Genomic DNA, 24808 nt, shown 5'->3' with positions numbered 1-24808 from the left:
GATTGCGAGCTGACACACTAATTCCATGCTCTGCTGCAATGTTTATGGGAAAAAGGGTTTAATGATGAAAGATATAGCAACAAATCGTCAGCGCGATCCTGCTGTTATCTCCTATTATTCACTCCAGCATTACATCCGTACGATAATTCACATTACAACAACATCATATTAATAACATTTCATTTACTTTTTCCGTGCGGTCGCTCTCTTTTTCCCTATTTCCCCTGGCACAGCGCCTTTAGGATTCGTCCACTTCGTGCTGAACTGCCAGTGATGACACGCTTACTTACAGACAAAATTGCATAAAAATTCAAAAATATGCATAATGATAGGGTCTATAGCTACCTTACGGTGAAGAATGCGAAACACGACGAAACAAGAAGACCTGACCAAGGCATTCAAGGCGCTGCTGAAAGAGGAAAAGTTCAGCTCTCAGGGCGAGATCGTCCAAGCGTTGCAAGAGTTAGGCTTCGATAGCATCAATCAGTCCAAAGTCTCGCGCATGTTGACCAAATTTGGCGCCGTACGGACGCGTAATGCCAAAATGGAGATGGTCTATTGCCTGCCAGCCGAGCTCGGGGTCCCCACCACCAGCAGCCCGCTGAAGAATCTGGTACTCGATGTCGATCATAACGATGCCATCGTAGTGATCCACACCAGTCCGGGCGCGGCCCAGTTGATCGCCCGCCTACTGGACTCACTGGGGAAATCTGAAGGTATCCTCGGTACCATCGCCGGTGACGACACCATCTTTACCACCCCGGCGAAAGGCTTCAGTGTTGAGCAACTCTACACGGCGATCTTAGCGTTATTCGAACAAGAGCTCTAAACGCGCACGCACGGCGTGATGCCGTGCCTCATACGATGTGCACAACAAGCCCGCTCGTCGGGCTTTTTTACACCCGCCCCCTGCGCACTTCATCCTCTCCGCGATCTCACACCTTGTCAGCCTAGGTCACTAAACAGCGAACGCATTTTTAGCAAAAATCAATAATTCATTGTTATTAATTGCTTTTTTTAATTACTGTTCTTTTTTCCGGCGTTATTTAGTCCATTAGGATCTATCCCATAGATAGAAAACCAAAAAATAACATAAGGAATGATTAGCATGGTATTGATAATATCGGTTATTAGTATATACTGCGTAATGAGAGATAAATCACATTTTTAACCAGGCTACATGCCAAAGCAGAGGAGTAACACAATGAAAATTAAAATGGCTATCGCCACCCTATGCACCCTTTCCGTACTCTCTTTCGCCGGCGTTGCCGCCGACACAGCACAGGTCAAGGAGATCAACACCGCACAGGCCAACCACCTACAACCTATTGGGGTGATCAGCGTCGCCGGGTTAGATGGTACTGAAGCCGACATCGGCCAACAGTTAGCGACCAAAGCGCGCCTGCAGGGTGCCAGCGCCTTTCATATCATCGAAGAGCGGATCGATGGAAGCTACCATGCTACTGCATTGATTTACCGCTAAGGCCCCGCTATAACGCAGAGCCCCCACAACGCCGTCCGCCGCATCTCGCCATGCTAGCAGTAAAAAACGTTTACATCGCCGATGGCCGTGATAACGCGCTAAACAGGCAGATGAAAGACCTTAACATGCGCTCTTCGCCACGCTGGTGAGATTGAACGCCGCCAACCATCGGGCCAAGCCAAAACCGATTGGCAGGCACGCGGCTAAACGTCCGTTTCCGTGGGCAATACAATAGAAAGAAAGCACAGCCTAGGCTGTGCTTTCTCATTACACCCTCTCTTTCACGAGGGGCGACGCTTAGTGTTGAGCCCCTTTCTGCGCCAACGCCTGCAGTAGGCGTTCATGAATACCGCCGAATCCCCCGTTGCTCATCACGAGGATATGGTCTCCCGGCTGCGCATTCTTGACGATCATATCGACCAACGTATCGAGATCGGCACTCCAATGTGCCGGTTGTACACAGGCCTCAGCCACCTCAACCACCTGCCAGGGAATATGCTGCGGCTGATACAGGTAGACCTCATCCGCCCGCCCCAACGCCGGTGCCAACTCATTCTTACACACGCCCATCTTCATGGTGTTCGAGCGCGGTTCCAACACCGCCAAAATACGTGCCGTACCGCCTACTTTGCCGCGTAAAGCCGCCAACGTAGCCAAGATCGCCGTCGGGTGATGGGCGAAATCGTCGTAGACAGTGACGCCATAGGCTTCGCCACGCAACTCCAGGCGGCGACGCGCATTAATAAAGCTGGCCAACGCCCGGCACGCCTCGGCAGGCGGAACGCCGACATGGCGAGCGGCGGCGATCGCCATCAGCCCATTATGCATATTGTGTTCACCCACCAGTGACCACTGCACCTCGCCGACACGTTCGCCATCCAGGGTCACGACAAAGTGGCTGGCATCTGGCGACAGTTTTTGTGCATGCCAAGCCGCCCCCTCGCCACTCTGCTCCTGCTCGCTCCAACAGCCCATAGCCAGGACTTGCTTCAGGTTCGCATCGTTCGCCGGCGAAATAATCCGCCCCTTGCCCGGAACCAAGCGTACCAAATGATGGAACTGTTTCTGAATCGCCCGGAGATCATCGAAAATATCCGCATGATCAAACTCCAGGTTATTCATAATCAACGTACGCGGGCAGTAGTGGACGAACTTGGATCGTTTATCGAAGAAGGCACAATCATACTCATCCGCCTCGATAACGAAGAATGGGCTATCGCCCAGGCGCGCCGATACCTCGAAATTTCCCGGCACGCCACCGATGACGAAGCCAGGTTGATAACCGCACGCTTCCAAGATCCAGTTTACCATCCCGGCCGTTGTCGTTTTGCCATGCGTGCCCGCAACCGCGATCACCCAGCGATGGCGTAAAACTTCATCATGCAACCACTGCGGGCCTGAGACATAAGGGATGTTGCGTTCTAGGATCGCCTCAACACACGGGTTGCCGCGCGCCATCGCATTCCCGATGATCACCAGATCCGGCTGCGGATCCAGATGGGCGGGATCATAGCCCTCCAACAGAGTGATACCCTGCTGTTGCAATAGCGTACTCATCGGTGGGTAGACGTTGGCATCTGACCCGGTAACCTCATGCCCCAGCTGACGCGCCAGTAAGGCTAGCCCGCCCATAAACGTGCCGCAGACTCCAAGAATATGAATGCGCATAATACTTCCAGTTGATTGCATTGATTTAGTTCACATTCTAACGCTGACTCTCGCGTCGGCGAAAGGAAATTGCCTAGGAATGCCCCGATACATTAGCTAAAATACGCTACGAAAACGTTGGCGGTTTGTAAAAAAAATCGCTACTCCTCACAATCAGGAAATGTGACATGAAAACGCTAGGCGAGTTTATCGTCGAAAAACAGCAGGACTTTCCTCACGCTACTGGTGAGCTTACCGCTCTTCTCTCCGCAATAAAACTGGGCGCCAAAATCATCCACCGCGATATCAATAAGGCGGGGCTGGTCGATATCATCGGTGCCAGCGGCGTTGAAAATATTCAGGGTGAAGTACAGATGAAGCTTGATCTGTACGCCAACGAGAAACTCAAGGCGGCACTAAAGGCGCGTGGCGAAGTGGCGGGGATCGCCTCCGAGGAGGAGGATGACATCGTCATCTTCGAGGGTGACCGGGCCAATAATGCTAAATATGTCGTGCTGATGGATCCACTGGACGGCTCCTCCAACATTGATGTCAATGTCTCTGTCGGAACCATTTTCTCTATCTATCGCCGTATCACGCCAAGCGGCACGCCGGTGACGCGTGAAGACTTCCTCCAGCCAGGCAACCGCCAGGTCGCGGCAGGCTATGTGGTGTATGGCTCCTCAACCATGCTGGTTTATACCACCGGCAATGGGGTACACGCCTTCACCTACGATCCCTCGCTGGGGGTATTCTGCCTCTCCCACGAGCGTCTGCGCTTCCCACATAATGGCAATATGTACTCCATCAACGAAGGCAACTACATCAAATTCCCGTTGGGCGTGAAGAAGTACATCAAATACTGTCAAGAGCAAGATAGTGAGACACAACGCCCCTATACCTCACGCTATATCGGTTCGCTGGTCGCCGATTTCCACCGCAACCTGCTGAAGGGTGGCATCTACATCTACCCAAGCACCGCTAGCCATCCGCAGGGTAAGTTGCGTCTGCTGTATGAGTGCAACCCGATGTCATTCTTGGCCGAACAGGCCGGAGGCAAAGCCAGCGACGGCTTCCGTCGTATTCTGGATATCGAGCCAGACCACCTGCACCAGCGTTGTCCTTTCTTTGTCGGCAGCAGCGCAATGGTCGACGATGCCGAACATTTCATGCACCAATTCCCCGACGAATAATCCCGCGCCAGACAAGGCGCATTACGCGTCATACTCTGTTCATTTGTGGAGTGGCGGCTATAATAGCCGTCACTCCATTTCTGGTTTGATGAAAGGAAACCGACATGAGCTTGATCAACGTCCCGGCCGGTAAAGATATGCCGGAAGATATCTATGTAGTGATCGAAATCCCGGCTAACGCCGATCCGATCAAATATGAAATCGACAAAGACACTGGTGCCCTGTTTGTAGACCGCTTCATGTCTACCGCCATGTTCTACCCGTGCAACTACGGCTACATCAACCACACCCTGTCTCTGGACGGCGATCCGGTTGACGTGCTGGTCCCGACTCCGTATCCGCTGCAGCCAGGTTCTGTGATCCGCTGCCGCCCGGTCGGCGTGCTGAAGATGACCGACGAAGCGGGCGAAGATGCCAAGCTGGTCGCCGTTCCGCACAGCAAACTGACCAAAGAGTATGATCACATTAAAGATGTGAACGATCTCCCGGAACTGCTGCGTGCCCAGATCGCCCACTTCTTTGAACACTACAAAGATCTGGAAAAAGGTAAGTGGGTCAAAGTTGACGGCTGGGATAACGCCGATGCAGCCAAGGCCGAGATCATCGCCTCTTTCGAACGCGCTAAGAACAAGTAATCGCTTAACGTGTTAAAAAAACACCGCCTCATGGCGGTGTTTTTTATTCCTCACGCTACCTCATCATCACGCTTTAGCCAATCACCGCTAGCGATACGCGGCAATCCACTCACCTCGTTGAGATAGATGTAGATCCAGGCGACGCCATACGGCGTTTTAATCAACTCGCGCCGATAATCCTTACTGTTACTCTTCAGCTCATCCAGCTCCGCCAAGATCGACGAGGTAATGCGATACACTTCGCAATAGACCCTCCCCTCACCGGGTACTACCGCTGGATAATGGCCCAGATCATACAGCTCGTAGCCCTCCAGTACATAATCGCCCAGCCAGGTGGCATTGGTCATCCAGTGGCTGTTGCCCTGCTTACGGCGCAGACTTCCGTAGACAATCACTCGCATGGTTAAAACTCAAACTGATAGAGCAGATCAAGTGCCTGATTCACGCCAGACACCGCTTCCAGGTACAGATTCGGCATCAGGCGGTAACGCAACGTCAGCGTGGCCAGTGAATCGAAGATCCCCACGCCATACTTCACCTGTAGCCCCGGCAGAACATAACCGCTGACCACGACCTGAGAACTGTCACCCACCCCTTGTGAATCCAACGTCAAATTACTCACGCCGAAGGTTTCGCCGATTTTACCCACCAGCTTACCACTCTGCGCGACGCCTAGACCGATCAACATCGACGTCATCGCATTACTGTCCGCGCCGGTGCTATCCAACCCTTGGCCACGCAATAGATATGATAGGGCTTGTTGTTGTGACATTGCCGGATCTGAGAATACTTCCAGTTTCGGTTGATCGGCAAGTCCCGTGACACGAACGCCTACCGTAACATCGTTCGCCGTCGACTCCGGATTACGTATTGCTTCGATATTAAGTAGCGGATTACCCGGAGGGCCAGCGAACAGCAACTCTCCTTGACGGATCAAGAGATCCTGGCCGTAAGCGGCAAACCGCCCCTGCGGGATCATGATCTGACCATTCAGTCCCAGGCCATTCTGGTTCTGAATCACCTTCAACTCGCCCTTGAGCGCCGCCTTGAGACCGAAGGCCGAAAGGCGCACATTGTTGCCGATGGCGATGGTCAGATCGGTATGCAGCGGAATCGAGGCGGTCACGGGCTTGATCGGCTGATGGGCATTATTCAGCATCACCTCATCGGATGAGACGCCGACTGCACTCTCCGGTAACTCTTGCACCGTGATACGCGCCCAAGGAATGTCCACGCGTCCATTGAGCGACAGCTGATTCGGTGACGCGTCGAACATGATGTTCGGCGAGACATCGAGGCGTACCATCGGCGGTACCGTTACTCGCAGACGAGTCCCGCTGGCGGCGATGCTGGCTCGCCAGGCGTTCAGATTACGCCAGTCGGCGTTACCCGACAGATTCAACTGGCCCTGAGAGGTCTTGATCACCCCCTGCAAGGTCGAGCTCATCCCCACAAAGTTGATCGCCAGGTTGGCATCGGTAACATCGATCGGCATAAATTGTCCATCGATATCTACCCCCTCCAACGCCAGGCGGCCATATAACTGTGGATGCAGCGTCGTCCCCCCCAAGCGCAGCGCGGCGTTCAGCATCCCCTGCACCTTCTCCCCTTTCATCAAGGCCGGGTTTAACAACGCTAACGAGAAACGATCGATGTCGATATTACCGGACAGGTTGCGCGCGCCCAGTAAATTGGCGACACGCACGTCGCCGCGCAGCTGACCATTGCCGGCGATGCCGAGCAGCCAGGTTAACCGTGCCTGCCCCTGCGCCAACGTCGCCTCCAGCGTCGCCTGACTCAGGGTGATCGGTAACTTATTGCCCTGTACATTCTGCGTAATGTTGACCCCATCGCCCTTCAACGTGATACGCGCCTGTGGTAACCCTTGCCCCGCCTGCCAGGTCGCCTGCGCTCGCCCTGTAAAGCCCCCACTCAGATGGGTATCCGGCCCCAAGAAGGGTTGCAACATCGCCAGATCGAAACGCTCTAACACCAGGCTGGCATGACCGCTTTCCCCGACCTCAATGGTCTGCGGCACGCACAATCGGGCATGAGGGTTAGCCCAGCAGTGCGGGCCGATGGCCATCTGTTGCTTCGCGACACCGTAGTTCAGGGCGATCGGGCGAGTCAGACGCCACTCCCCAACAGGGGTGGTAAAGTCGGTATTCGTCAGGGTGCCACTCCAGCTACGCTTATCTTGCGCCAGGCTACCGTTCAGCGTCAGCTGGCCGGCGAGCGGGGTCCCCTGCACCACCAACTGGAGGCGGTGCTGGCGCTCATCCCCCCCAGCACGTAGGGTGAGCTGGCTTATGGCGATCTCACCCTGCTGCAACTGATCCACCCGCAGATCCACCTTTCCTTGGATCTGCTTATCGGAGCGTACATCCCCCAACAACGCCAGGCGCCGAATGGTCAGCTCCTGCCAACGTAGCCCGTTAGCCTGTAGATCGGCCAATAACTGCGGCGCCTGACTATCGCCGCGCAGCTTCAGCATGCCACGCGCCGTACCGGCCAAGCCCGGCAAGGTACCATCCAGGTGTGGAGCATCGATGCGCGCATCCAGTGACCAGCGCTTTTCCGCCAGATCGCCATTAATGTCGATGCGGTTACGCCCCAGCGCAATATGCAACTGCGGGATCTGCCACTGCCCGGCCTGGTTACCGCGCAACTGACCGCGCACATCGACCACATTCTGTTTAATCCGCCCTGCCAACTGCAACTGGGGGACGTTTAACTGCCAACTCCCGCCGTACAGGCTACCGCGCGTCTCCAGCTTGCCTGTCAATTTCGAGGGCCACTCGGGCCATTGGCGACCGGTATTGATCCCCGCCAGTGTCAGATTGGCGCGCCAACTGATCGCCTTGCTCCAGTCGGCCACCCCCTGTACCTCCGCCTGACCATCCAACGCCGCCAGCTGTAGTTTACTCAGGGTAAACTGCCGCTCATTGCCGTTCCCCTTTAGGTCGACACGGGCATCGGGTAGCCCCTTACCCCTGAAATCTCCGCTCAATTGCAGGCGATAATCGTGCGCGCTCCCAGCGAGGCGCAGCTTCAACGCATTAACCTGGTAATCCGGCGTCGCGCTCAATGGCCAGCGTAGAGCGTTACTATCGAGTGCCAGCGACAACGGTAACCCCGCCTTAGCCAGTTGGGTCTCACCCTGCAAGGTTGCCCGCAGCGGGCCTGAGAGGTTGGCGTCAAGCGCCAGCGTGCCGTACAACGCCCCAGAGAGTGCCAAACGTAGCTTTTCTCCCTTCAAGGGCGCCTGATTGACGCTCGCGTTCAGCCGTAGATCCAGCGGCCAGTCGCCGCTGAAGCGTGTGCTACCCCGTGCCGTCACCGCCCCTTGTTTCGCCAGGATCTTCAGGGTATGCAATGTCAGACGTTGTTGGTCCACGGCCGCCCGCAACTCCAGCGAGGAGATATCTACCTCGCTCGCCGCCCGGATCTGTACCTGCTCCGCCGAGATACGGCTGATCGCCACATCCAGTGGTAGATCCAATCCGCTTAGGGCTGGCAACAAGGGACGTGCGAACAACGCCGTCAACGTCTCGCCCAATGGCTCAGGCATGGTCTGTCGTGTGCCCGGCTGATGAGACGGAGGCGGCGGCGGTGATGCGCTATCTGGCGGTAATACGATGCGCAGCCCCTGAATATGGCTCGGCAACACGCTCACACGCTGCTCCCGCCAGGCCGCCCCGCTACGGAGCGACGTCAAGGCAATAGCGGTCCCATCCACATTAACTTGCACATCATTGAGACGCAGCAGACGCACCAGTAATGGGTAGGGTGTGCTTAAGCGCCCCAATGGCTGCGCCGGCGCCACTTGCGGCTCGCTCGGCGGTAACGCCTGTGTATTCACATCGACCCGGACCCGCTGTGCGCTCAGCACATTCAGGCAGAGTTCGCTCTGCTTCAGGCACCCCATATCCAGCGACAGATGAAACTGCCCAACCTGTACGGCCACGCCCGGCATCTTATAGCCGACATCGCTTAGGGTCAGATCGCGCCAGCCCCCCTCCACACGGCCAATCTCCAAACCGGGAACCCAGCGGGCAGCGGCATTGAGTGCCAGGTGTAATCCGCTCTGGGTCATCAGCGCGCCCAACAGCGCCACCAGCAACAGCAGTAGCCCCAATAACGCCATCAACACATAGCGCGAGATGTTATACAGCCTCATAACTCAGGCCCCAGTCCGATGTAAAACTGCAAATCGTGTTTATCCTCACTGCCGACCGGTACGGCTAAGTTGAGCCGGATCGGGCCGACCGGCGAGACCCAAATCAGCCCGACCCCCGTACCGGTGTGAAAATTACTCTTCGTAATGTCATTGACCGCCTCACCGGAGTCGATGAAAGCGCCGCCCCACCACTTACCGCTCAGATTGTATTGATACTCTAACGAGCCGGTCACCAAGCGTGAGGCCCCGGTCAACTTACCCTCGCTATCTTTGGGCGAAATCGACTTGTACTTATAGCCGCGGATACTACGATCGCCGCCGGCGAAGAAACGTAGAGAAGGAGGAACCTTATTAAAATCATTGGTTTCAATCCACCCCAGATTACCACGCACCACGAAACGATGTTTCTCCGCCAGGGTACGGATCCAGACGTTCTGCGCCTGGATCACCGCGAAATCGACCGCCGATCCCCAGCTCATGTTGGAGACCTCTAACGAGTAACGCTGCGTATCGCCCCAGGTCGGCATCAAGCCGCCGCGTGAACGGGTCCGGTTTACGCTGACACCGGGATAGAGCAGCATGGTGGTCTCGGTGGTATTACCCTGGGTAAAGTGATCGAGGCTCCAACGCAGGTTGATCCCGCGCTGCCAACCACTGGACAGATCCCAATAACGCGCCAGATTCAGGGTCGTCGAGTCAGACTCCGTGTCATTCAGATCGGTACGCTGAAAACCGCCCTGTACCAGGTAGTACTGCTCCAGCGGATTCTTCAGCAGCGGGATCTTATAGCTGAAGTCCACTGTCTGCTCCGGCACGGAGAGATTGAGCGAGGTATCGAGACTATGGCCATAGGAGTTCGTCCAGGGACGCTTCCAACCGAGCTTAAGCCGTGGGCCGACATCGGTGGCATAGCCGCCCCCGAGATCGACCATGTTACGGCTGCGCGGCGTTACCACCGCCTGCATCGGCAGGCTATGATCCGCCCCGACCGCTTTAAAATCGGGTGAGACCACCACGGAGTTAAACCAGTTGGTCGCCGACAGATTGCCACTGAACTTGGCCAAGTCGCCGGCATTGTAATAGTCGCCCTGCTTGAAGGGACGTAGATTCTGTAAATAGGGCGTGCGGATCTGCGAGCCGCTGAACTGCACGGCACCGAAGCGGTAACGCGGCCCACTGTCGAATTCGATGTCCCAATAGGCCTTATGCTGATCTTCGATGACTCCGAGCTGGTGTACCGGCATGGTGGCGTCGAAATAGCCACGCTGCAGCGCCAGCGAGTTCAGGGCACTCTTGAGACTATCGTAGTCACCCTGGTCCAGAACACTGCCAATGGGGGGCAAGGATGACGCGAGTAACGCCTGGTAGGTGGGATCATCCTTAGCCTCCCCCCGGATACGCACATTCACGCCAGCGATGCGCACCGGTTCACCCGGCGTCACCTGAGCGATCAATTGCGGGCGTGAGAAGGCCGATCCCGGACGAAAGGAGAACTCGATCGTGGGCTGGAAATAACCCAAGGCGCGTAAACCTTGGCGAATCGCATCCGCGGCACGCACCCGAAAACGGCCATCGTTGCTGATCTCATCCTCCGCGATGGTCGACAGCGTGGCATTCACATTCTTTTGCAGCCGTCCGCTTAATCCCTCCACCACCAACTTCAGTTGTGCGGCATGCGCCAATGGCGCGGCCAATAATAGACACAGTAGGCCAACCTTAGGCAATCGTGGCATGCAAACTCCCGCAGTAAACTTAACGCTAACACTCTTTCCACCGCTGAACTTCCGCGCGCTGGCCTAGGCGCAGGCTCCCCTCCTACGGCGTACTCATGCGGACATATTGTGCGCAAAGCCGGCGTGGGATACAACGAAACAGGAAAATCATGATTATTCGAGATTAGACTGTTTTCCACAATACAACGATTAACCTCTCATAGATGACGGCTCCGTGTACGTTTTCAGATTTTTCACCGTTCAACTGCCTATTTATTAGCGTTTGGAGGATATTTTGCACAACGATCACGATAGCTTACCGCTGACCCCCGCCCAGGCGCTGCCCGGACGTAACCAAGCGATGATCATTACCCCACAGCATGCGGTTAACGGCCATGCGTTGTACGGCGTCCCTGCCGGTATGGAAGAGGCGCTCTTCGCTATGGGCTGTTTCTGGGGGGTTGAGCGCCTATTCTGGCAACAGCCTGGTGTATATAGCACCGCCGCTGGCTACAGCGGTGGCTTGACGCCTAACCCCACCTATCGCGAGGTCTGTAGCGGGCAAACCGGTCACGCCGAGACGGTACGCGTGGTATTCGATCCGGCGCATATCGACTACCCGGCGCTGCTGCGCCTGTTCTGGCAAAACCACGATCCGGCTCAAGGCATGCGCCAAGGCAACGACATTGGTAACCAATACCGTTCGGCGCTATTCCCGCTGACGCCACAGCAGCAGCAAGCCGCGCAGGACAGCCGTATACGATTTACTCAGGCGATGCGGCAGGCGGGCGATCTCCGCCCCATTACGACCGAGATCACGCCCGCGGGCCCCTTCTACTATGCCGAAGAGGAACATCAACAGTACCTGTATAAGCACCCGCAAGGGTATTGTGGTTTGGGCGGCATCGGCGTATGTCTACCCGAATAAGAGGAAGATGCCCTCCTAATCAGTGCCATAGCAAAGAGTTAGATAGCTAACGGGTAGATTTTCACCACTAGCTGGTTGCTTGTTGCTCCTGCTATACTAACCAGGTCATACTGCGCCCAGCCACCCGATCTGGCGCGCTGTCTGACCCGGGTTTGATGATACAACCCGGTAAACTCCGGGGGGATCCTCTACCGGCCCCAATACACAATATTCCTGATGGCGTCACACCGCCTTTCCGGCCTCCCGGACCGTTCCCGGTTAATACGGATAGATTATGTTAAACAGTATCTTACTGATTATTATACTGATCGCGATCAGTGCCTTTTTCTCGATCTCGGAAATATCTCTGGCCGCCTCACGCAAGATGAAGCTGAAAACCATGGCGGACGAGGGCGATATCAACGCGGCGCGCGTCATGGCGTTGCAAGAGCAGCCCGGCTACTTCTTTACCGTGGTGCAGATCGGCCTCAATGCCGTCGCCATCCTCGGTGGTATCGTCGGTGATGCCGCGTTCTCGCCGACTTTTCGCCTGTTGTTCGACCGCTTTATGCCGCTGGATGTTTCCCAACAAGCCAGCTTTATCTGCTCCTTCGTGTTAGTCACCGGCAGTTTCATCCTGTTCGCCGACCTGACACCGAAGCGCATCGGTATGATATCCCCCGAAGCGGTGGCCGTACGGATTGTCAACCCGATGCGTTTCTGCCTGTTACTGTTCCGCCCGTTGGTGTGGTTCTTTAACGGCCTGGCTAACCTCATCTTCCGCCTGTTCAAGATCCCCATGGTGCGTAAGGATGATATTACCCCAGACGATATCTATGCCGTGGTCGAGGCCGGTGCGCTGGCCGGTGTGTTGCGTAAGCAAGAGCACGAGATCATCGAGAATGTATTTGAGCTAGAGTCACGTACTGTTCCCTCCTCGATGACACCGCGTGAGAGCATCATCTACTTCGACCTGAGCGAGAGCGAAGAGGGCATCAAGGAGAAGGTATCGACCCATCCTCACTCCAAGTTCTTAGTCTGTGATGGCGCCATTGACCACGTCGTGGGTTATGTCGACTCCAAGGATCTGCTTAACCGTGTACTCGGTAACCAGAGTCTGGTGCTCAGCAGTGGAGTGCAAATCCGTAACGTGTTGATCGTGCCGGATACCCTGACACTCTCCGAAGCGTTGGAAAGCTTTAAGAATGCGGGGGAAGACTTTGCCGTCATCCTGAACGAGTATGCCTTGGTGGTCGGGGTAATCACGCTCAATGATGTCATGACCACCCTGATGGGCGATCTGGTCGGCCAAGGGCAGGAGGAGCAAATCATTGCCCGTGACGAAAACTCATGGTTGGTCGAGGGCGTCACCCCGATCGATGACGTGATGCGCGTACTGGATATCGAGGAGTTTCCCCAGTCCAGTAACTACGAAACCATCGGCGGTTTCATGATGTATATGCTGCGCAAGATCCCGAAACGTACCGACGCGGTCAAATACGCGGGGTATAAATTCGAGGTAGTGGATATCGACAGCTATAAGATCGATCAGCTGCTGGTCACGCGCCTCGCGGAGCGTCTCCCCGCCAGCCAGCCCGACGAAGCGGGCAACGAGAGCGAATCCTCTCAACCGGCAGTAAAATAATCTGCAGGCGGCATGGCCGCCTCACTCTCCTCTCGACGCAATCTGACTGACTGCGCCTCAGGCCATCTCCGCCTGTAGGCGCACGACCTGGCGGTTAATCTCCGACATCACACTGAGATGGCGTTTATCACGTACCTTCGGCAACAGAATACGTCCCATATCAAATTCAAAGGCGCCGATACCATGAATGTAAAGACGACCACGAAATAGCGTCTTGACGTATTTAGCGACCAACAGCGGGTTATACCGCTGAAAGATTTTCATTTTTATTTCTCCCTCTATCACGCTCGTAGTAAGGCAACCTTTCCTCTGCCAAAACGGCACACGAGCGCAGCGCACGATGGACGTTAACTATAGACAGCTTTACCTATGATTAGTGCAAACAGAGCCGAATATTTCGCTAAATTTACCTTAGCTGACAGAATGGTATGCAAAAAGTAATAGGATTTTTTATATTTATATATCGTTAATCGCGCTTTCTAGAGGAAAATCGGAATATCTCACTGTCGCACCGATTGGCGCGACGAGAAGGAAAGCGCACAAGGGTAGCCCTGGGCACGACACTTGCCCGGCGCGTCTCGCCCCTCAGCGAGGGGAGCACGCCGAGCGTAGACGGTATCAATATAATGAGACGCGGAATCCCGGATTAAGCAACGACTCGGCCGGTGTGTAGTCCAACGTTTTACCTTGCCAATCACGTACCTGAGCGCCTGCCGCCTGAGCGATGGCATGACCCGCCGCGGTATCCCAAACATGCGTCGGCCCAAAGCGGGGATAAAGCTGAGCCGCACCTTCCGCCACCAGGCAGAACTTCAGCGATGATCCGACCATCATCGTCTTATGCTCGCCCAACTGTTGCAGATAGTCCGTCAACTCCGCGTCACCATGCGAGCGGCTAATCACCACCACCGGCGGCGCCACATTGCGCACACTGATCGCCATGCGCACGCCATCCAGCTCCTTCCAAGCCTTGCCCTCACTGGCGGCATACAGTACCCCGCTCACGGGAACATAGACCACACCCAACGTTGGCACACCTTGCTCGATCAGGGCAATGTTAACGGTAAACTCGCCATTGTGTTGCAGAAACTCTTTAGTCCCGTCCAACGGATCCACCAGCCAATAACGCTGCCAGTCACGCCGCTGTGCCCATGCCGGCGGTGCCTCTTCTGACAACAGAGGGATGTGTGGCGCAATCTGTGCCAGACCCTGCTTAATCAGCGCATGTGCCGCTAAATCGGCCGCCGTCACCGGCGAGTCATCCCCCTTATAGGCCAAGTCTAACGGCTGCGAGCCCTGATACACCGCCATAATCTCTGTACCTGCCGCACGCGCTAGCTGACACACCTGTTCTAACATACGCTTCCCTCCCTCTGAGTTAAACGTGACGATGACACGCCCTTTCACCCTCCGTCGTGCCTGACGGTATGGACGCACCCATACCGTTCATCATCGGTTTTACCAACAATAAACGCCAGCGTACCGCGTAATTTCCTCTCCATGCTACGGCAATTTCACTGCACGTCATCAACAGGGATGGCATCGAAACTAAATTGCATTTAAAATACAACTTATGCAATTACCCTAAGGAGTCCATCATGACCTATCGCGATCGCCCGCTCGGTGAACTCGCCATCAGCATCCCTCGTGCCACACGCCTCTTCCGCCAGTACCAATTAGATTTTTGTTGTGGCGGTAAACAAACCCTTCAGCGTGCGGCAGCCCGTCACGCTCTGGATTTAGACGCACTGGAGCGTCAACTGGCCGAGTTGGAACACCACCCCTCTACTCAGCGAGACTGGCAACAGGCCCCCCTGGCGGAACTGACTGCCTTCATCGTTAGCCGTTATCATCAACGCCACCGCGAACAGCTTCCCGAATTGGCGCTGATGGCACAGAAGGTCGAACAGGTGCATGCCGATAAGGTTGGCTGCCCGCGCGGGCTGGCCAAGCAGCTTGACTCACTACGCCAGGAGTTGGACAGTCATATGATGAAGGAGGAGCGTATTCTATTTCCGCTGATCGAACAGGGGGAGGGAGCGCGTTGCCAAGGACCGATCTCGGTCATGGAGCATGAGCATCGTGACGCAGGCGAACTACTCGACGTCATCCGCTTCCTGACGGATAACATGACGCCGCCACAGGGCGCTTGTACCACCTGGCGAGCCCTATATGCCGGTATTAACGAGCTGGTTGATGACCTAATGGCGCACATCAGCCTGGAAAATAATCTACTGTTTCCTCGTGCGCTCGCGGGTAGCTAAAACGGCCAAAAAAAAACGGGGCCGTACCACGCCGGCCCCGTTTCCTCGCTGGCAGAAACCCTTAGAGGATATCCAACAGCTCGACGTCGAAAATCAACGCGCTATACGGTGCGATCGCGGCACCGGCACCACGCTCGCCATAGGCCAGCTGATGCGGGATGTACAGCTGCCAGCGAGAACCGACCGGCATCATGCTCAGCGCCTCGATCCAGCCTGCGATCACGCCACCGACCGGGAACTCCGCCGGCTCGCCACGCTGCTCGGAGCTATCGAATACCGTACCGTCGACCAGGCGACCCGTATAGTGCACACGCACCTTATCCTGACGAGAGGGGATGGCGCCTTCACCCTGCTTCAACACCTTGAACTGTAAACCGGATTCCGTCACGGTCACATCGTCCTGCTGTGCATTCTCGGCGAGAAAGCGCTCACCGGCTTCGGCCAATGCCTTCTGCTGCTCACGACGCACCGCATCGGCGCGCTCATGGATCTCACGCAGTGCGCGATGTACTGTCTCAACCGGCACTGCCGGCGCATTCCCTTCCATCGCATCGCGCAGACCTGCCAGCAACGCCTCCGGCTGTAAACCCTGCAGGCCAGACTCATTGAGCTGCTGACCGACCTGAAGACCGATACCATAACTTGCTTGCGCTTCTATACTGTCAAAAGCCGGGGTCGACATGATGTTTCCTTTTCGTCACAGAAAGTAGAACGCGCAGCATAGCAGCGCCGTTGCGATGGGTAAAATGTTGTCGCGATAAGGGTGACTTTTGTCAGCGAAAAAGAAACAATGACCGCCTCGCTATTGTCGCCATCACCATCTCTGGCGATCACGGTGATTTTTCGGATTGTTATCCTATTTATGCCACTTCGGAGCCGCTAGGCTGAGTATGGCCCGGATGGCGCGGCCTATCACGCGAGTGAGGTTAACATGGGCAGAATTGCGCCCAAAAAGAGTAAGAGTCCCGGCTATGATGCACTCTTCAGCCGGACGCAATGGTTACGTCTGCGCTCACGCTTGAGTCGCCCCACCCTACGAGTAGGTCCCGATGATCTCCGGCGTAGCTGGCAATGGGGCCGAACGGAACTCGTTACCCTCTGGCACCTGCCGGATCAGTTCGGCTGGATGTCACCATTACCCGCCTTCCACCGTCGCGGGATCATCGCCGCCGCCACCCTACTGCTGCTGGCGCTATTGTGGCCGGCAGCCGATCCTGCGCCATCCGCCTTCCCGGTCGAACGGAGTGTCGACACGGAACCGATGCAAGCCGAACTGCAAGAGGCGGAGCCCACGCCGGAGCAGACTGCCTGGCAAGAGTATCTGATCCAGCCGGGACAAACCCTGGCACAATTGCTACGCGATCATAATCTCGATGTCACCGATGCCTTCGCCATGGCCCGCGTCGAGGGTGAGGATCGGCCACTAAGCAACCTCAAGGCCGGGCAACATGTCCTGATCCGCCACAACGCCCAAGGACAGATCCAGGCATTGAAAATCGAGACCACGGCGAATCAACAAGTCACCTTCCGCCGGACCCTCGATGGCAGTTTTACGCGTCTGCCTTGATCTGTTCCAACAACCAGTCGCGCAACGCCACGGCCTGATTACAATGGCTATCGCGACTGCCATAGAGCAAGGTGATCGCCTCGCCCTGGTGCAGCAATTGCACCAGCGGCTGCCAGGTCTCCGGTGCCGCCGCCAATTCATCCCGATAACGCGCGACAAAGCCCGGCCAATCCAACGTCGCATGATGAAACGCTTGGCGTAATGCCGTCGAGGGTGCCACCGCCTTCAGCCAACAGACACCCTCGAGGCGTGCCTTTGCGATGCCGCGCGGCCAGAGACGATCGGTAAGAAAGGTATGGGGGGGAAAGGGTGCCTGAACGTCATACACCCGCAGCAGCCTGATCGGTGCCATGATGTTGCCTCCACGTGATGCCCATTTAAGAGCAGAGTGTACGCCATGAGGTCGCTGGGTGGCAGGCTAAAAAAACAAAACGCCGGCACAAGGCCGGCGTTTCAGGTCATTGCGAGAGTTGATTACTCAGCAACAACAACCACGTTCAGCTGAGCGAATACGTCGCTGTGAACCTGGAAGTGAACTTCGTGATCACCCAGGGTACGCAGCACGCCATTCGGCAGGCGAACTTCGCTTTTCGCAACAGCAACACCGGCAGCGGTCACTGCATCGGCGATGTCACGGGTACCGATAGAACCGAACAGTTTACCTTCGTCGCCCGCTTTGGACGCGATAGTAACAGTGGCCAGTTCATTGATCTTCGCAGCGCGGGCTTCGGCAGCGGCCAGAGTGTCAGCCAGTTTGGCTTCCAGATCGGCGCGACGAGCTTCGAAGAACTCGATGTTTTTCTTGGTAGCCGGAACAGCTTTGCCGGTCGGAACCAGGAAGTTACGAGCATAACCTGCTTTAACGTTAACCTGATCACCCAGGCTACCCAGGTTTGCTACTTTATCAAGCAGAATAACTTGCATTACCTTATCCTCTCAAAAGTCGTTAATTGACAACGCAGCCGATTACTGATGGCGATCAGTGTACGGCAGCAGGGACAGGTAGCGTGCGCGCTTGATAGCACGAGCCAGCTGACGCTGGTATTTTGCACGGGTACCGGTGATACGGCTCGGTACGATCTTACCGCTTTCGGTGATGTAGTTTTTCAGCGTAGCGATGTCTTTATAGTCGATCTCTTGAACGCCTTCCGCGGTGAAACGGCAGAACTTGCGACGACGGAAATAACGTGCCATTTGGCTAGTCTCCAGAATCAATCAATTCAATCTGCTCGGCATGCAGCACTAACTTGTTCAGGCCATTACGGCCCATATGGCAACTGACGAAGCCATGCACACGTAGTGCGCTGCCGACCGTTAATCTGTGGGTTATTGCCACTAATCCCTCTCCGCTGACAATCACGGGCATTCTGCACCATGCTTGTCGGCTGAGTCCGGCTTCCTGCTGTTGCGATCGATGCTCAAGCACGAACTGACAGTGAGGAATGCCGGAAGGACTGACCTTTCGTATGGGGACTTTGCACACCGTGCCAGCCAGCACCAGACGATTAGCGGTCATAGCGACAATTACTCTTCAGAATCCCCAGCTTCGGTTTCTTCGCTGGTTTCGTTAGCGAAATCTTCGCGACGCTCACGGCGCTCGTCTTTCGCTTTAACCATCGGAGAAGCTTCGGTTACAGCGTGCTTAGTACGCATAACCATGCTGCGGATAACGGCGTCGTTGTAGCGGAAGTTTGTTTCCAGCTCATCGATCACTTCCTGCGGAGCTTCAACGTTCATCAGAACGTAGTGGGCTTTGTGCAGTTTATTGATCGGGTAAGCCAGCTGACGGCGGCCCCAATCTTCCAGACGGTGGATCTTGCCTTCTGCGCCAGTGATGGCACCAGTATAACGCTCGATCATGCCCGGAACTTGTTCGCTCTGGTCAGGATGAACCATAAAAACGATTTCGTAATGACGCATCGAAATTGCTCCTTACGGATTATTCAGCCTCCTGTCGGGGTCAGCCGCAGCCCATGGAGGCAAGGAACGTATTTGTGGGCGGCTGAAAAATGACGCGTCATAATACTGACGACAGCAAGGAAACTCAAGCCATGGTGCAAATTAATTACGGCACACCGTAGACCATGGCGTACGACGCCCCCGGAAAAGCGTAGAAAAGCTGCTAGAATTAAAAATGGGTGACAAGAACGTGATAGTCATCACAACTCATCAGGACGATGCTCAATAAACGCGACGGATATGATCCGTAAGGAGCCTCCGATGAAAACCTCCCGCCTTTTGCTCACGCTGTGTCTGCTCGGACTGAGCGTGACCGCCAACGCCGCCAGCGAGATTAGCGGCAACCAGGGAAACGCGCTGATGGCACGAGAGTTCGCCGTCATCAGCGTTAATCATGATGTCATCAACGTGCAGGATGCTATGGCCGATATCCGTGCGCAGGCCGCCACCGAGGGTGCCGCCTACTATCAGATCATCGCCATCCACGAACCCCTTGCCAATGGGCAAATCCACGTCAGCGCCGTGCTATATCACTGACGTCCCCGCCTCCCCATCCGCCGCGCCATCTGGCGCGGCGTTGCATCATAGCTTTTCACGGAAAAATGCGACGCCTTGCGTCAAGGCCGACGTGGTGATCTTATGGGCAATACCCGGCGCGGTGATGAAGCGAACCTGCCCCATCAAATCACGCGCCGCCAACGCCTGGACTAAGCGCTGGCTCTCATCGGCCGGGACCAGATCGTCGGCCAGCCCATGCCAGATCAGCAACGGCTGATCCGCCAACTGTGCCAAGCGCTCGCTGACATCATACTCGGCAAGTGCCGCGACCCGTTGCTGCACCCACTCATGATCCGCCTCCGTCGGTTGATAGTCACGGGGGAAAAGGTGCTGTGATAACGACAGGTAAAAACCCGACCCCATAAAGCTGGCCGTGGCGCGCAGCCAGGGATAGCGAGCCTTGGCCCCCAAGGCCGTCATGCCCCCCAACGAGGCTCCCGCCACGCCGACACGCCCATCGAGGATCAGACCCGCGCTCTGGAAATGGTCATACAGCAGCGGGAGTTCATCGATATTACTCTGCAAAATATCCCAGAAATGTGCCAAACGGCGACGAGCATCACCGTCATAACGCTGGCCATGTCCATCGGCCTCGGGCAGCAGTACACGGAAACCGGCGGCGGCCAGCGCATAGCCGAAGTAGGAGTACATCTCCTTCGAGGAGGTGAAACCATGATAGAAAAATATCGTCGGTAATGGCATCTCGCGCTGACCCGCAGGCGCAGCATGCAACACAGGGATACCGGCAACCGTCTGCTCGAACATCTCCACCATACATTGGCTCCAAGGCAATAGAGATAAGGCTGGCATCATCGCCCGAAGCCGTCGCCTAGGCAAGTCTCCTGCACCTCACTCAGCGACGCCGATTTCCCCGGGCAATCCCCGACAAGCGGCGCTAAAATAATCGCAGCCTCACCCCTTTTCTCAGCCGACGGATAAACCCCATGAAGATCGATAAACTGACTCTGGCCCTACTATTGCCCCTGCTGTTAAGCGCCTGCAGCGTGATGGAGGGTAAACCCTTCCCGCCGCCGCCGCCGATCGCTGGCCACGCCCAAGAGCTCCGCCGCGACCAGACCGAAGGATTGAGCAAGATGTGGAACATCACTGCCAGCGTATATGGCAGCCCGATGAACGTGCAGGAAGTGATCCAGCAGCGAGCGGATGCCGCCGGAGCACGCTACTACTATATCGTGATGCTGCAGGAAACGTCGGTACCGGGGCAGTGGTACAGCGTGGCAACGCTTTACCGCTAATCGACTGTTTTTAACAAAGTTTACATAACGCCAATAAAAATCTACACCCGCTGTTTCATTATAAACCAGTCGTGTAGATTTTTTGGCCGCGTTCGCACTCTTAGGTGTGGTATGAGGAGGTATCGCGCAGCCAAAGTTCCCCCGCTGGACGGGCTAGAACCGGGAGGTGCCATGAGTCGTTCTCCGCTACTCACATCATTACTGCTCTCTATCGGTCTGATCGGTACCGCTGCACAATCGGCCGAGTATGCGCAGGCTGATCAGGTCACCGACTTCAACCAGATGGATTTACTCTCGTTACAAGGTATTCTCGGCGATCCGCAGGATGTGGAGCGCACCATCGCGCACCAAGCCGATCGGCGCGGTGCCAGTTACTACCGGATCCTGAGTATGCGCGAGGAGGAGGGTCAAATGGGATGGCGGGCAACAGCGGCACTCTACCGCTAAGAGAGCGGCGTCGGACTCTCAGGGCGCCAGCAGACCGGCGCCCCATCGTCGATCAACGCGCCGCGCTACGCTGGCGAACCGCCTCAAACAGGCAGATCCCCGTGGCGACCGAGACGTTAAGCGAAGACACGCTTCCCGCCATCGGGATACTGATCAATTCGTCGCAATGCTCACGCGTCAGACGGCGCATACCATCGCCCTCGGCGCCCATCACTAACGCCATCGCGCCAGCCATCTTGCTCTGATACAGCGAGTGATCCGCTTCGCCGGCCGTGCCGATGATCCAGATATTTTCTTCTTGCAACAGGCGCATAGTCCGAGCCAGATTGGTCACCCGGATCAACGGCACGCTCTCTGCCGCCCCACAAGCGACCTTCTTAGCGGTCGCGTTCAGTTGCGCGGAGCGATCGCGCGGCACGATCACCGCATCGATGCCTGCGGCATCGGCGCTACGCAAGCAGGCGCCCAGGTTATGCGGGTCGGTCACGCCATCGAGGATCAGTAGGAATGGCGGATGATCCAACGAGGCGAGCAGATCGGGCAAATCGGTCTCCTGATATTGCCGGCCCGGTTTGACGCGTGCCACGATGCCTTGGTGTACGGCACCCTCCACCTTCTCATCCAGCCATTGGCGCTGGGCGACCTGTACCCGAATGCCGCCCTCCTCCAACTGTTGTAACAGCGGCAGCAGGCGACGATCCTCGCGTCCCTTCATGACAAATACTTCTAAGAAACGCTGCGGATCGCGCTCCAACAGGGCTTTGACGGCGTGAATGCCGTAAATGATTTCACTCATAATCGTCAGATTTATTACTCATCGTCGGCCCCATAAGGGGCCGGCGTTAGATGGGTCGATGGGCGGCGGCCAAGCCGCCCGTATGACGCACCGGCTTAGCCAGCGCTCTTGTTGCGTGCCCGCTTCGCCTTGGTGGCGGCGGCAATTTTACGCGTCTGCGCCGACGGCTTCTTACTCTTGCCGTTGCCCTTCCCTTTCTTGGCGGGCGTCGCAGCATCGCCACGACGGAAAGCACCATCTGGCTCAAAATTGGCCGGCATCTTACCACCGCGTCGTGCAGCACGCGATGGCTTCTTCTCTTTACCGTTGGCGGTCTGCTTCGCCTTGACGCGCGCCGTCTTGCCCGCGCCGCGTACACCACGTGCCGTCGAAATCAGCGCGAAGTCAATCTTACGCTCATCCAGATGTACCGCATCCACCTTCACCTCGACCTTGTCACCCAGGCGATAAACCTGCCCAGAGGACTCGCCGATCAGGCGCTGCCCCACTTGGTCGAAACGGTAGTAGTCATTATCCAGCGTCGAAACATGTACCAGCCCATCGATAAACAGATCGTCCAGGCGTACAAAGAAGCCGAAGCCGGTCACGCTGGTAATGATGCCACCATAGGTCTGACCGACGTGGTCCTGCATGAAGTCACACTTCAACCAATCGGAGACGTCACGGGTCGCCTCATCGGCGCGCCGTTCGGTCATCGAGCAGTGTTCCCCCAGCTGCAGCATGTCCTCCAGGTGGTAGTGCCAGCCACCGCTCGGTGTCCAGCGCTCCGTACGCCCCTGCTCACGCGCCAGCAGATACTTGATGCCGCGGTGCAACGACAGGTCAGGATAACGGCGGATCGGCGAGGTGAAATGCGCATAGGCCTGTAGCGCCAACCCGAAGTGGCCGCGGTTCTCCGGATCGTAGACCGCCTGCTTCATCGAGCGCAGCAACATGGTCTGCAACATCTCGTGATCGGGACGATCGGCGACCTGATCCATCAACAGCGCATAATCCTTCGGCTCCGGCTGTGTCCCGCCGCCCAGGGTGAGCCCCAGCTCCGCCAAGACGGTGCGCAGCGCCATCACATGGTCTTCGCTGGGCTTGTCATGAATACGGAACAGCGCCGGCTCGTGGTATTTCTCCATAAAGCGCGCCGCCGAAATGTTGGCCAAGATCATACATTCTTCGATCAGCTTATGCGCGTCGTTGCGAACCGTCGGCTCGATGCGCTCGATGCGCCGCTCGGTGTTAAAGATAAACTTGGCTTCTTCCGTCTCGAAAGAGATCCCGCCGCGCTGCTCACGGGCATGATCCAACGCCTTATACAAAGCATGCAACTCTTCTAGCGGCTTGACCAACGCATGATAGTGCTCACGCAACTCCTGGTCGCCAGCCAAGATGTGCGCCACCTTGGTGTAGGTCAGACGCGCATGAGAGCTCATCACCGCCTCGTAAAACTTATAGGAGGAGAGGCGCCCACTGGCGGCTATGGTCATCTCGCATACCATGCACAGGCGATCGACCTGTGGGTTAAGCGAGCATAGCCCATTGGAGAGCACCTCCGGCAGCATCGGTACCACCTGAGAGGGGAAGTAGACGGAGTTACCACGGCTACGCGCCTCGTGGTCCAGCGCGGTGTTGGGGCGTACATAGTAGCTGACATCGGCGATGGCGACCCACAGGCGCCAACCGCCACCACGCTTCTTCTCGCAATACACCGCGTCATCAAAGTCGCGTGCGTCCTCGCCATCGATGGTTACCAGCGGTAGATCACGCAGATCCACGCGCCCGACCTTGGCTTCCTCCGGTACCTGTTCGCTGAGATCGGCCACCTGGCGCTCAACCTGCTCCGGCCAAGTATGAGGAATTTCATGGCTACGCAGTGCGATATCCACCGCCATGCCGGTCCCCATGTTGTCGCCCAGTACCTCGACAATCTTGCCGACGGCCTTGGTCCGACGCGTTGGGCGCTGGGTCAGTTCGACCACCACCACGTAGCCCATCCGGGCACCGGCGATCGCCTCGGCAGGGATCAAAATATCGAAGCTTAGGCGGCCATCATCCGGCACCACAAACCCGGTACCCGCGTCGGTAAAGTAACGCCCAACGATCAGGCCTGCACGTGGCTCCAGCACGCGCACGACACGTACCTCCTTGCGCCCGCGCCGATCGCTGCCGGTCACCTGGGCCAAGATCACGTCGCCATGCATGCACATCTTCATCTGTTCCGGCGACAGGTAGAGATCATCCTTCTGCCCTTCACAACGCAGGAAACCAAAGCCATCGCGGTGGCCGATCACCGTACCTTTGATCAGATCGAGGCGCTCCGGTAAGGCGTAACACTGGCGGCGGGTAAAAATCAGCTGCCCATCGCGCTCCATGGCGCGTAGTCGGCGGCGCAGCGCCTCCAGATCATCGTCACTGGTCAGCGCTAACTCCTGCGCCAGCTCCTCACGACTGACCGGCTTCTCGCGCTTGGCCAGGTGCATCAGAATAAATTCACGACTGGGGATCGGGGAGGCGTATTTTTCGGCTTCGCGTTCCAGATAGGGATCTTGTGACATTGGGGTTCCTCCG

26 protein-coding genes are annotated in these 24808 nt (G+C 56.5%); 11 read left to right on the top strand and 15 right to left on the bottom strand.

Annotated elements, in window-relative coordinates; genetic code table 11:
* Window positions 1–358 precede the first annotated feature (358 nt).
* The gene (gene argR, locus ACEQFP_RS14355; RefSeq protein ID WP_005281290.1) at window positions 359–829 is read left to right on the top strand and encodes a transcriptional regulator ArgR; all 471 of its coding nucleotides are present in this window, start codon (window positions 359–361) and stop codon (window positions 827–829) included.
* Between the two features lie 375 nt (window positions 830–1204).
* Entirely contained in the window at window positions 1205–1483 is a 279-nt protein-coding gene (locus ACEQFP_RS14350) for a YdgH/BhsA/McbA-like domain containing protein (protein ID WP_005295974.1), read from the top strand.
* 297 nt (window positions 1484–1780) lie between these two features.
* Here ACEQFP_RS14350 and mpl read toward each other — a convergent pair whose 3' ends face one another.
* Complete coding sequence (gene mpl / locus ACEQFP_RS14345) at window positions 1781–3151, bottom strand: UDP-N-acetylmuramate:L-alanyl-gamma-D-glutamyl-meso-diaminopimelate ligase (RefSeq protein WP_370547004.1); 1371 nt, start codon at window positions 3149–3151, stop codon at window positions 1781–1783.
* Window positions 3152–3318: 167 nt separating this feature from the next.
* Here mpl and fbp point away from each other — a divergent pair, with 167 nt between their 5' ends.
* Window positions 3319–4323 (top strand): class 1 fructose-bisphosphatase, encoded by a 1005-nt coding sequence (fbp, locus tag ACEQFP_RS14340; protein WP_005281278.1) that lies wholly within the window; start codon window positions 3319–3321, stop codon window positions 4321–4323.
* A 104-nt stretch (window positions 4324–4427) separates the two neighbouring features.
* Complete coding sequence (gene ppa, locus ACEQFP_RS14335; protein ID WP_005281275.1) at window positions 4428–4958, top strand: inorganic diphosphatase; 531 nt, start codon at window positions 4428–4430, stop codon at window positions 4956–4958.
* A 50-nt stretch (window positions 4959–5008) separates the two neighbouring features.
* Here ppa and ACEQFP_RS14330 read toward each other — a convergent pair whose 3' ends face one another.
* From ACEQFP_RS14330 to ACEQFP_RS14320, 3 genes are read right to left on the bottom strand one after another with little or no spacing between them, the layout of a single operon-like run.
* Entirely contained in the window at window positions 5009–5359 is a 351-nt protein-coding gene (locus ACEQFP_RS14330) for a gamma-glutamylcyclotransferase (RefSeq protein WP_005281272.1), read from the bottom strand.
* Between the two features lie 2 nt (window positions 5360–5361).
* Window positions 5362–9138, bottom strand: coding sequence for a translocation/assembly module TamB domain-containing protein (locus ACEQFP_RS14325; protein ID WP_370547006.1), 3777 nt, complete (start codon window positions 9136–9138; stop codon window positions 5362–5364).
* Window positions 9135–10871: an autotransporter assembly complex family protein gene (locus tag ACEQFP_RS14320; protein ID WP_005281265.1), complete on the bottom strand. Its 1737-nt coding sequence runs from the start codon at window positions 10869–10871 to the stop codon at window positions 9135–9137. Before ACEQFP_RS14320 ends, ACEQFP_RS14325 begins: the two co-directional genes overlap by 4 nt.
* A gap of 340 nt (window positions 10872–11211) precedes the next feature.
* On the opposite strand from ACEQFP_RS14320, the gene msrA reads away from it, so the two are divergent.
* Window positions 11212–11778, top strand: coding sequence for a peptide-methionine (S)-S-oxide reductase MsrA (gene msrA / locus ACEQFP_RS14315; RefSeq protein WP_216640850.1), 567 nt, complete (start codon window positions 11212–11214; stop codon window positions 11776–11778).
* A 274-nt stretch (window positions 11779–12052) separates the two neighbouring features.
* Window positions 12053–13402, top strand: coding sequence for a hemolysin family protein (locus ACEQFP_RS14310; protein ID WP_005281256.1), 1350 nt, complete (start codon window positions 12053–12055; stop codon window positions 13400–13402).
* A 57-nt stretch (window positions 13403–13459) separates the two neighbouring features.
* Here ACEQFP_RS14310 and ACEQFP_RS14305 read toward each other — a convergent pair whose 3' ends face one another.
* Both ACEQFP_RS14305 and cysQ read right to left on the bottom strand, forming a co-directional pair.
* On the bottom strand, window positions 13460–13666 hold the full coding sequence (locus ACEQFP_RS14305) for a DUF1107 domain-containing protein (RefSeq protein WP_005295986.1): 207 nt from the start codon (window positions 13664–13666) through the stop codon (window positions 13460–13462).
* Window positions 13667–14020: 354 nt separating this feature from the next.
* The gene (gene cysQ, locus ACEQFP_RS14300; RefSeq protein ID WP_005281250.1) at window positions 14021–14761 is read right to left on the bottom strand and encodes a 3'(2'),5'-bisphosphate nucleotidase CysQ; all 741 of its coding nucleotides are present in this window, start codon (window positions 14759–14761) and stop codon (window positions 14021–14023) included.
* Between the two features lie 239 nt (window positions 14762–15000).
* Between cysQ and ytfE the strand changes: the two genes are divergently transcribed.
* Window positions 15001–15666: an iron-sulfur cluster repair protein YtfE gene (gene ytfE, locus ACEQFP_RS14295; RefSeq protein WP_035600546.1), complete on the top strand. Its 666-nt coding sequence runs from the start codon at window positions 15001–15003 to the stop codon at window positions 15664–15666.
* Between the two features lie 61 nt (window positions 15667–15727).
* Here the strand turns inward: ytfE and ACEQFP_RS14290 are convergent, their stop codons facing one another.
* Window positions 15728–16348, bottom strand: a complete 621-nt coding sequence (locus ACEQFP_RS14290; RefSeq protein ID WP_005281240.1) for a peptidylprolyl isomerase — start codon at window positions 16346–16348, stop codon at window positions 15728–15730.
* A 249-nt stretch (window positions 16349–16597) separates the two neighbouring features.
* Here ACEQFP_RS14290 and ACEQFP_RS14285 point away from each other — a divergent pair, with 249 nt between their 5' ends.
* Window positions 16598–17233, top strand: coding sequence for a LysM-like peptidoglycan-binding domain-containing protein (locus tag ACEQFP_RS14285; RefSeq protein WP_005281234.1), 636 nt, complete (start codon window positions 16598–16600; stop codon window positions 17231–17233).
* Here the strand turns inward: ACEQFP_RS14285 and ACEQFP_RS14280 are convergent.
* The 5 genes from ACEQFP_RS14280 to rpsF form a co-directional block, all read right to left on the bottom strand.
* Window positions 17217–17585, bottom strand: coding sequence for a DUF488 domain-containing protein (locus tag ACEQFP_RS14280; protein WP_005281231.1), 369 nt, complete (start codon window positions 17583–17585; stop codon window positions 17217–17219). The two genes, ACEQFP_RS14285 and ACEQFP_RS14280, sit on opposite strands and share 17 nt — an antisense overlap.
* Window positions 17586–17707: 122 nt before the next feature.
* Window positions 17708–18157, bottom strand: coding sequence for a 50S ribosomal protein L9 (gene rplI, locus ACEQFP_RS14275; protein ID WP_005281230.1), 450 nt, complete (start codon window positions 18155–18157; stop codon window positions 17708–17710).
* A 42-nt stretch (window positions 18158–18199) separates the two neighbouring features.
* Window positions 18200–18427 carry a 30S ribosomal protein S18 gene (rpsR, locus tag ACEQFP_RS14270; RefSeq protein WP_000135199.1) on the bottom strand — a complete coding sequence of 76 codons (228 nt, stop codon included), beginning with the start codon at window positions 18425–18427 and terminating at the stop codon, window positions 18200–18202.
* Window positions 18428–18431: 4 nt separating this feature from the next.
* Complete coding sequence (priB, locus tag ACEQFP_RS14265) at window positions 18432–18749, bottom strand: primosomal replication protein N (RefSeq protein WP_005295993.1); 318 nt, start codon at window positions 18747–18749, stop codon at window positions 18432–18434.
* An 8-nt stretch (window positions 18750–18757) separates the two neighbouring features.
* The gene (gene rpsF, locus ACEQFP_RS14260) at window positions 18758–19153 is read right to left on the bottom strand and encodes a 30S ribosomal protein S6 (protein ID WP_005281225.1); all 396 of its coding nucleotides are present in this window, start codon (window positions 19151–19153) and stop codon (window positions 18758–18760) included.
* A gap of 300 nt (window positions 19154–19453) precedes the next feature.
* Between rpsF and ACEQFP_RS14255 the strand changes: the two genes are divergently transcribed.
* A complete protein-coding gene (locus ACEQFP_RS14255) occupies window positions 19454–19729 on the top strand; it encodes a DUF1471 domain-containing protein (RefSeq protein ID WP_005295997.1) in 276 nt (91 codons plus the stop codon).
* A gap of 45 nt (window positions 19730–19774) precedes the next feature.
* On the opposite strand, the gene yjfP is transcribed toward ACEQFP_RS14255, so the two are convergent.
* Window positions 19775–20524 carry an esterase gene (gene yjfP / locus ACEQFP_RS14250; RefSeq protein ID WP_035598508.1) on the bottom strand — a complete coding sequence of 250 codons (750 nt, stop codon included), beginning with the start codon at window positions 20522–20524 and terminating at the stop codon, window positions 19775–19777.
* Window positions 20525–20694: 170 nt separating this feature from the next.
* Here yjfP and bsmA point away from each other — a divergent pair, with 170 nt between their 5' ends.
* Both bsmA and ACEQFP_RS14240 read left to right on the top strand, forming a co-directional pair.
* On the top strand, window positions 20695–21006 hold the full coding sequence (gene bsmA, locus ACEQFP_RS14245) for a biofilm peroxide resistance protein BsmA (RefSeq protein WP_035598511.1): 312 nt from the start codon (window positions 20695–20697) through the stop codon (window positions 21004–21006).
* A 171-nt stretch (window positions 21007–21177) separates the two neighbouring features.
* Window positions 21178–21453 (top strand): DUF1471 domain-containing protein, encoded by a 276-nt coding sequence (locus ACEQFP_RS14240; protein WP_005296000.1) that lies wholly within the window; start codon window positions 21178–21180, stop codon window positions 21451–21453.
* A 52-nt stretch (window positions 21454–21505) separates the two neighbouring features.
* Here ACEQFP_RS14240 and rlmB read toward each other — a convergent pair whose 3' ends face one another.
* Window positions 21506–22249, bottom strand: coding sequence for a 23S rRNA (guanosine(2251)-2'-O)-methyltransferase RlmB (gene rlmB / locus ACEQFP_RS14235; RefSeq protein ID WP_098143449.1), 744 nt, complete (start codon window positions 22247–22249; stop codon window positions 21506–21508).
* 95 nt (window positions 22250–22344) lie between these two features.
* The gene (gene rnr / locus ACEQFP_RS14230; protein ID WP_370547007.1) at window positions 22345–24795 is read right to left on the bottom strand and encodes a ribonuclease R; all 2451 of its coding nucleotides are present in this window, start codon (window positions 24793–24795) and stop codon (window positions 22345–22347) included.
* Window positions 24796–24808: the final 13 nt, after the last annotated feature.

The organism is Edwardsiella sp. A.80236 (assembly GCF_044540725.1).
GTDB lineage: Bacteria > Pseudomonadota > Gammaproteobacteria > Enterobacterales > Enterobacteriaceae > Edwardsiella > Edwardsiella tarda.
The sequence above is the reverse complement of the archived record's forward strand: the minus strand, read 5'-3'. Positions and strand labels throughout refer to the sequence as shown.

Excerpts from the sequence above, each read along its gene's own strand:
- msrA (WP_216640850.1), top strand. The coding sequence starts at position 11,212 with ATGATCATTACCCCACAGCATGCGGTTAACGGCCATGCGTTGTACGGC.
- ytfE (WP_035600546.1), top strand. The coding sequence starts at position 15,001 with ATGACCTATCGCGATCGCCCGCTCGGTGAACTCGCCATCAGCATCCCT.
- rplI (WP_005281230.1), bottom strand. The coding sequence starts at position 18,157 with ATGCAAGTTATTCTGCTTGATAAAGTAGCAAACCTGGGTAGCCTGGGT.
- ACEQFP_RS14285 (WP_005281234.1), top strand. The coding sequence starts at position 16,598 with ATGGGCAGAATTGCGCCCAAAAAGAGTAAGAGTCCCGGCTATGATGCA.
- fbp (WP_005281278.1), top strand. The coding sequence starts at position 3,319 with ATGAAAACGCTAGGCGAGTTTATCGTCGAAAAACAGCAGGACTTTCCT.
- ACEQFP_RS14240 (WP_005296000.1), top strand. The coding sequence starts at position 21,178 with ATGAGTCGTTCTCCGCTACTCACATCATTACTGCTCTCTATCGGTCTG.
- ACEQFP_RS14330 (WP_005281272.1), bottom strand. The coding sequence starts at position 5,359 with ATGCGAGTGATTGTCTACGGAAGTCTGCGCCGTAAGCAGGGCAACAGC.
- argR (WP_005281290.1), top strand. The coding sequence starts at position 359 with ATGCGAAACACGACGAAACAAGAAGACCTGACCAAGGCATTCAAGGCG.
- bsmA (WP_035598511.1), top strand. The coding sequence starts at position 20,695 with ATGAAGATCGATAAACTGACTCTGGCCCTACTATTGCCCCTGCTGTTA.
- ACEQFP_RS14320 (WP_005281265.1), bottom strand. The coding sequence starts at position 10,871 with ATGCCACGATTGCCTAAGGTTGGCCTACTGTGTCTATTATTGGCCGCG.
- ACEQFP_RS14305 (WP_005295986.1), bottom strand. The coding sequence starts at position 13,666 with ATGAAAATCTTTCAGCGGTATAACCCGCTGTTGGTCGCTAAATACGTC.
- rnr (WP_370547007.1), bottom strand. The coding sequence starts at position 24,795 with ATGTCACAAGATCCCTATCTGGAACGCGAAGCCGAAAAATACGCCTCC.
- yjfP (WP_035598508.1), bottom strand. The coding sequence starts at position 20,524 with ATGGTGGAGATGTTCGAGCAGACGGTTGCCGGTATCCCTGTGTTGCAT.
- mpl (WP_370547004.1), bottom strand. The coding sequence starts at position 3,151 with ATGCGCATTCATATTCTTGGAGTCTGCGGCACGTTTATGGGCGGGCTA.
- ACEQFP_RS14310 (WP_005281256.1), top strand. The coding sequence starts at position 12,053 with ATGTTAAACAGTATCTTACTGATTATTATACTGATCGCGATCAGTGCC.
- rpsF (WP_005281225.1), bottom strand. The coding sequence starts at position 19,153 with ATGCGTCATTACGAAATCGTTTTTATGGTTCATCCTGACCAGAGCGAA.
- ppa (WP_005281275.1), top strand. The coding sequence starts at position 4,428 with ATGAGCTTGATCAACGTCCCGGCCGGTAAAGATATGCCGGAAGATATC.
- ACEQFP_RS14280 (WP_005281231.1), bottom strand. The coding sequence starts at position 17,585 with ATGGCACCGATCAGGCTGCTGCGGGTGTATGACGTTCAGGCACCCTTT.
- priB (WP_005295993.1), bottom strand. The coding sequence starts at position 18,749 with ATGACCGCTAATCGTCTGGTGCTGGCTGGCACGGTGTGCAAAGTCCCC.
- ACEQFP_RS14255 (WP_005295997.1), top strand. The coding sequence starts at position 19,454 with ATGAAAACCTCCCGCCTTTTGCTCACGCTGTGTCTGCTCGGACTGAGC.
- ACEQFP_RS14325 (WP_370547006.1), bottom strand. The coding sequence starts at position 9,138 with ATGAGGCTGTATAACATCTCGCGCTATGTGTTGATGGCGTTATTGGGG.
- ACEQFP_RS14350 (WP_005295974.1), top strand. The coding sequence starts at position 1,205 with ATGAAAATTAAAATGGCTATCGCCACCCTATGCACCCTTTCCGTACTC.
- cysQ (WP_005281250.1), bottom strand. The coding sequence starts at position 14,761 with ATGTTAGAACAGGTGTGTCAGCTAGCGCGTGCGGCAGGTACAGAGATT.
- ACEQFP_RS14290 (WP_005281240.1), bottom strand. The coding sequence starts at position 16,348 with ATGTCGACCCCGGCTTTTGACAGTATAGAAGCGCAAGCAAGTTATGGT.
- rlmB (WP_098143449.1), bottom strand. The coding sequence starts at position 22,249 with ATGAGTGAAATCATTTACGGCATTCACGCCGTCAAAGCCCTGTTGGAG.
- rpsR (WP_000135199.1), bottom strand. The coding sequence starts at position 18,427 with ATGGCACGTTATTTCCGTCGTCGCAAGTTCTGCCGTTTCACCGCGGAA.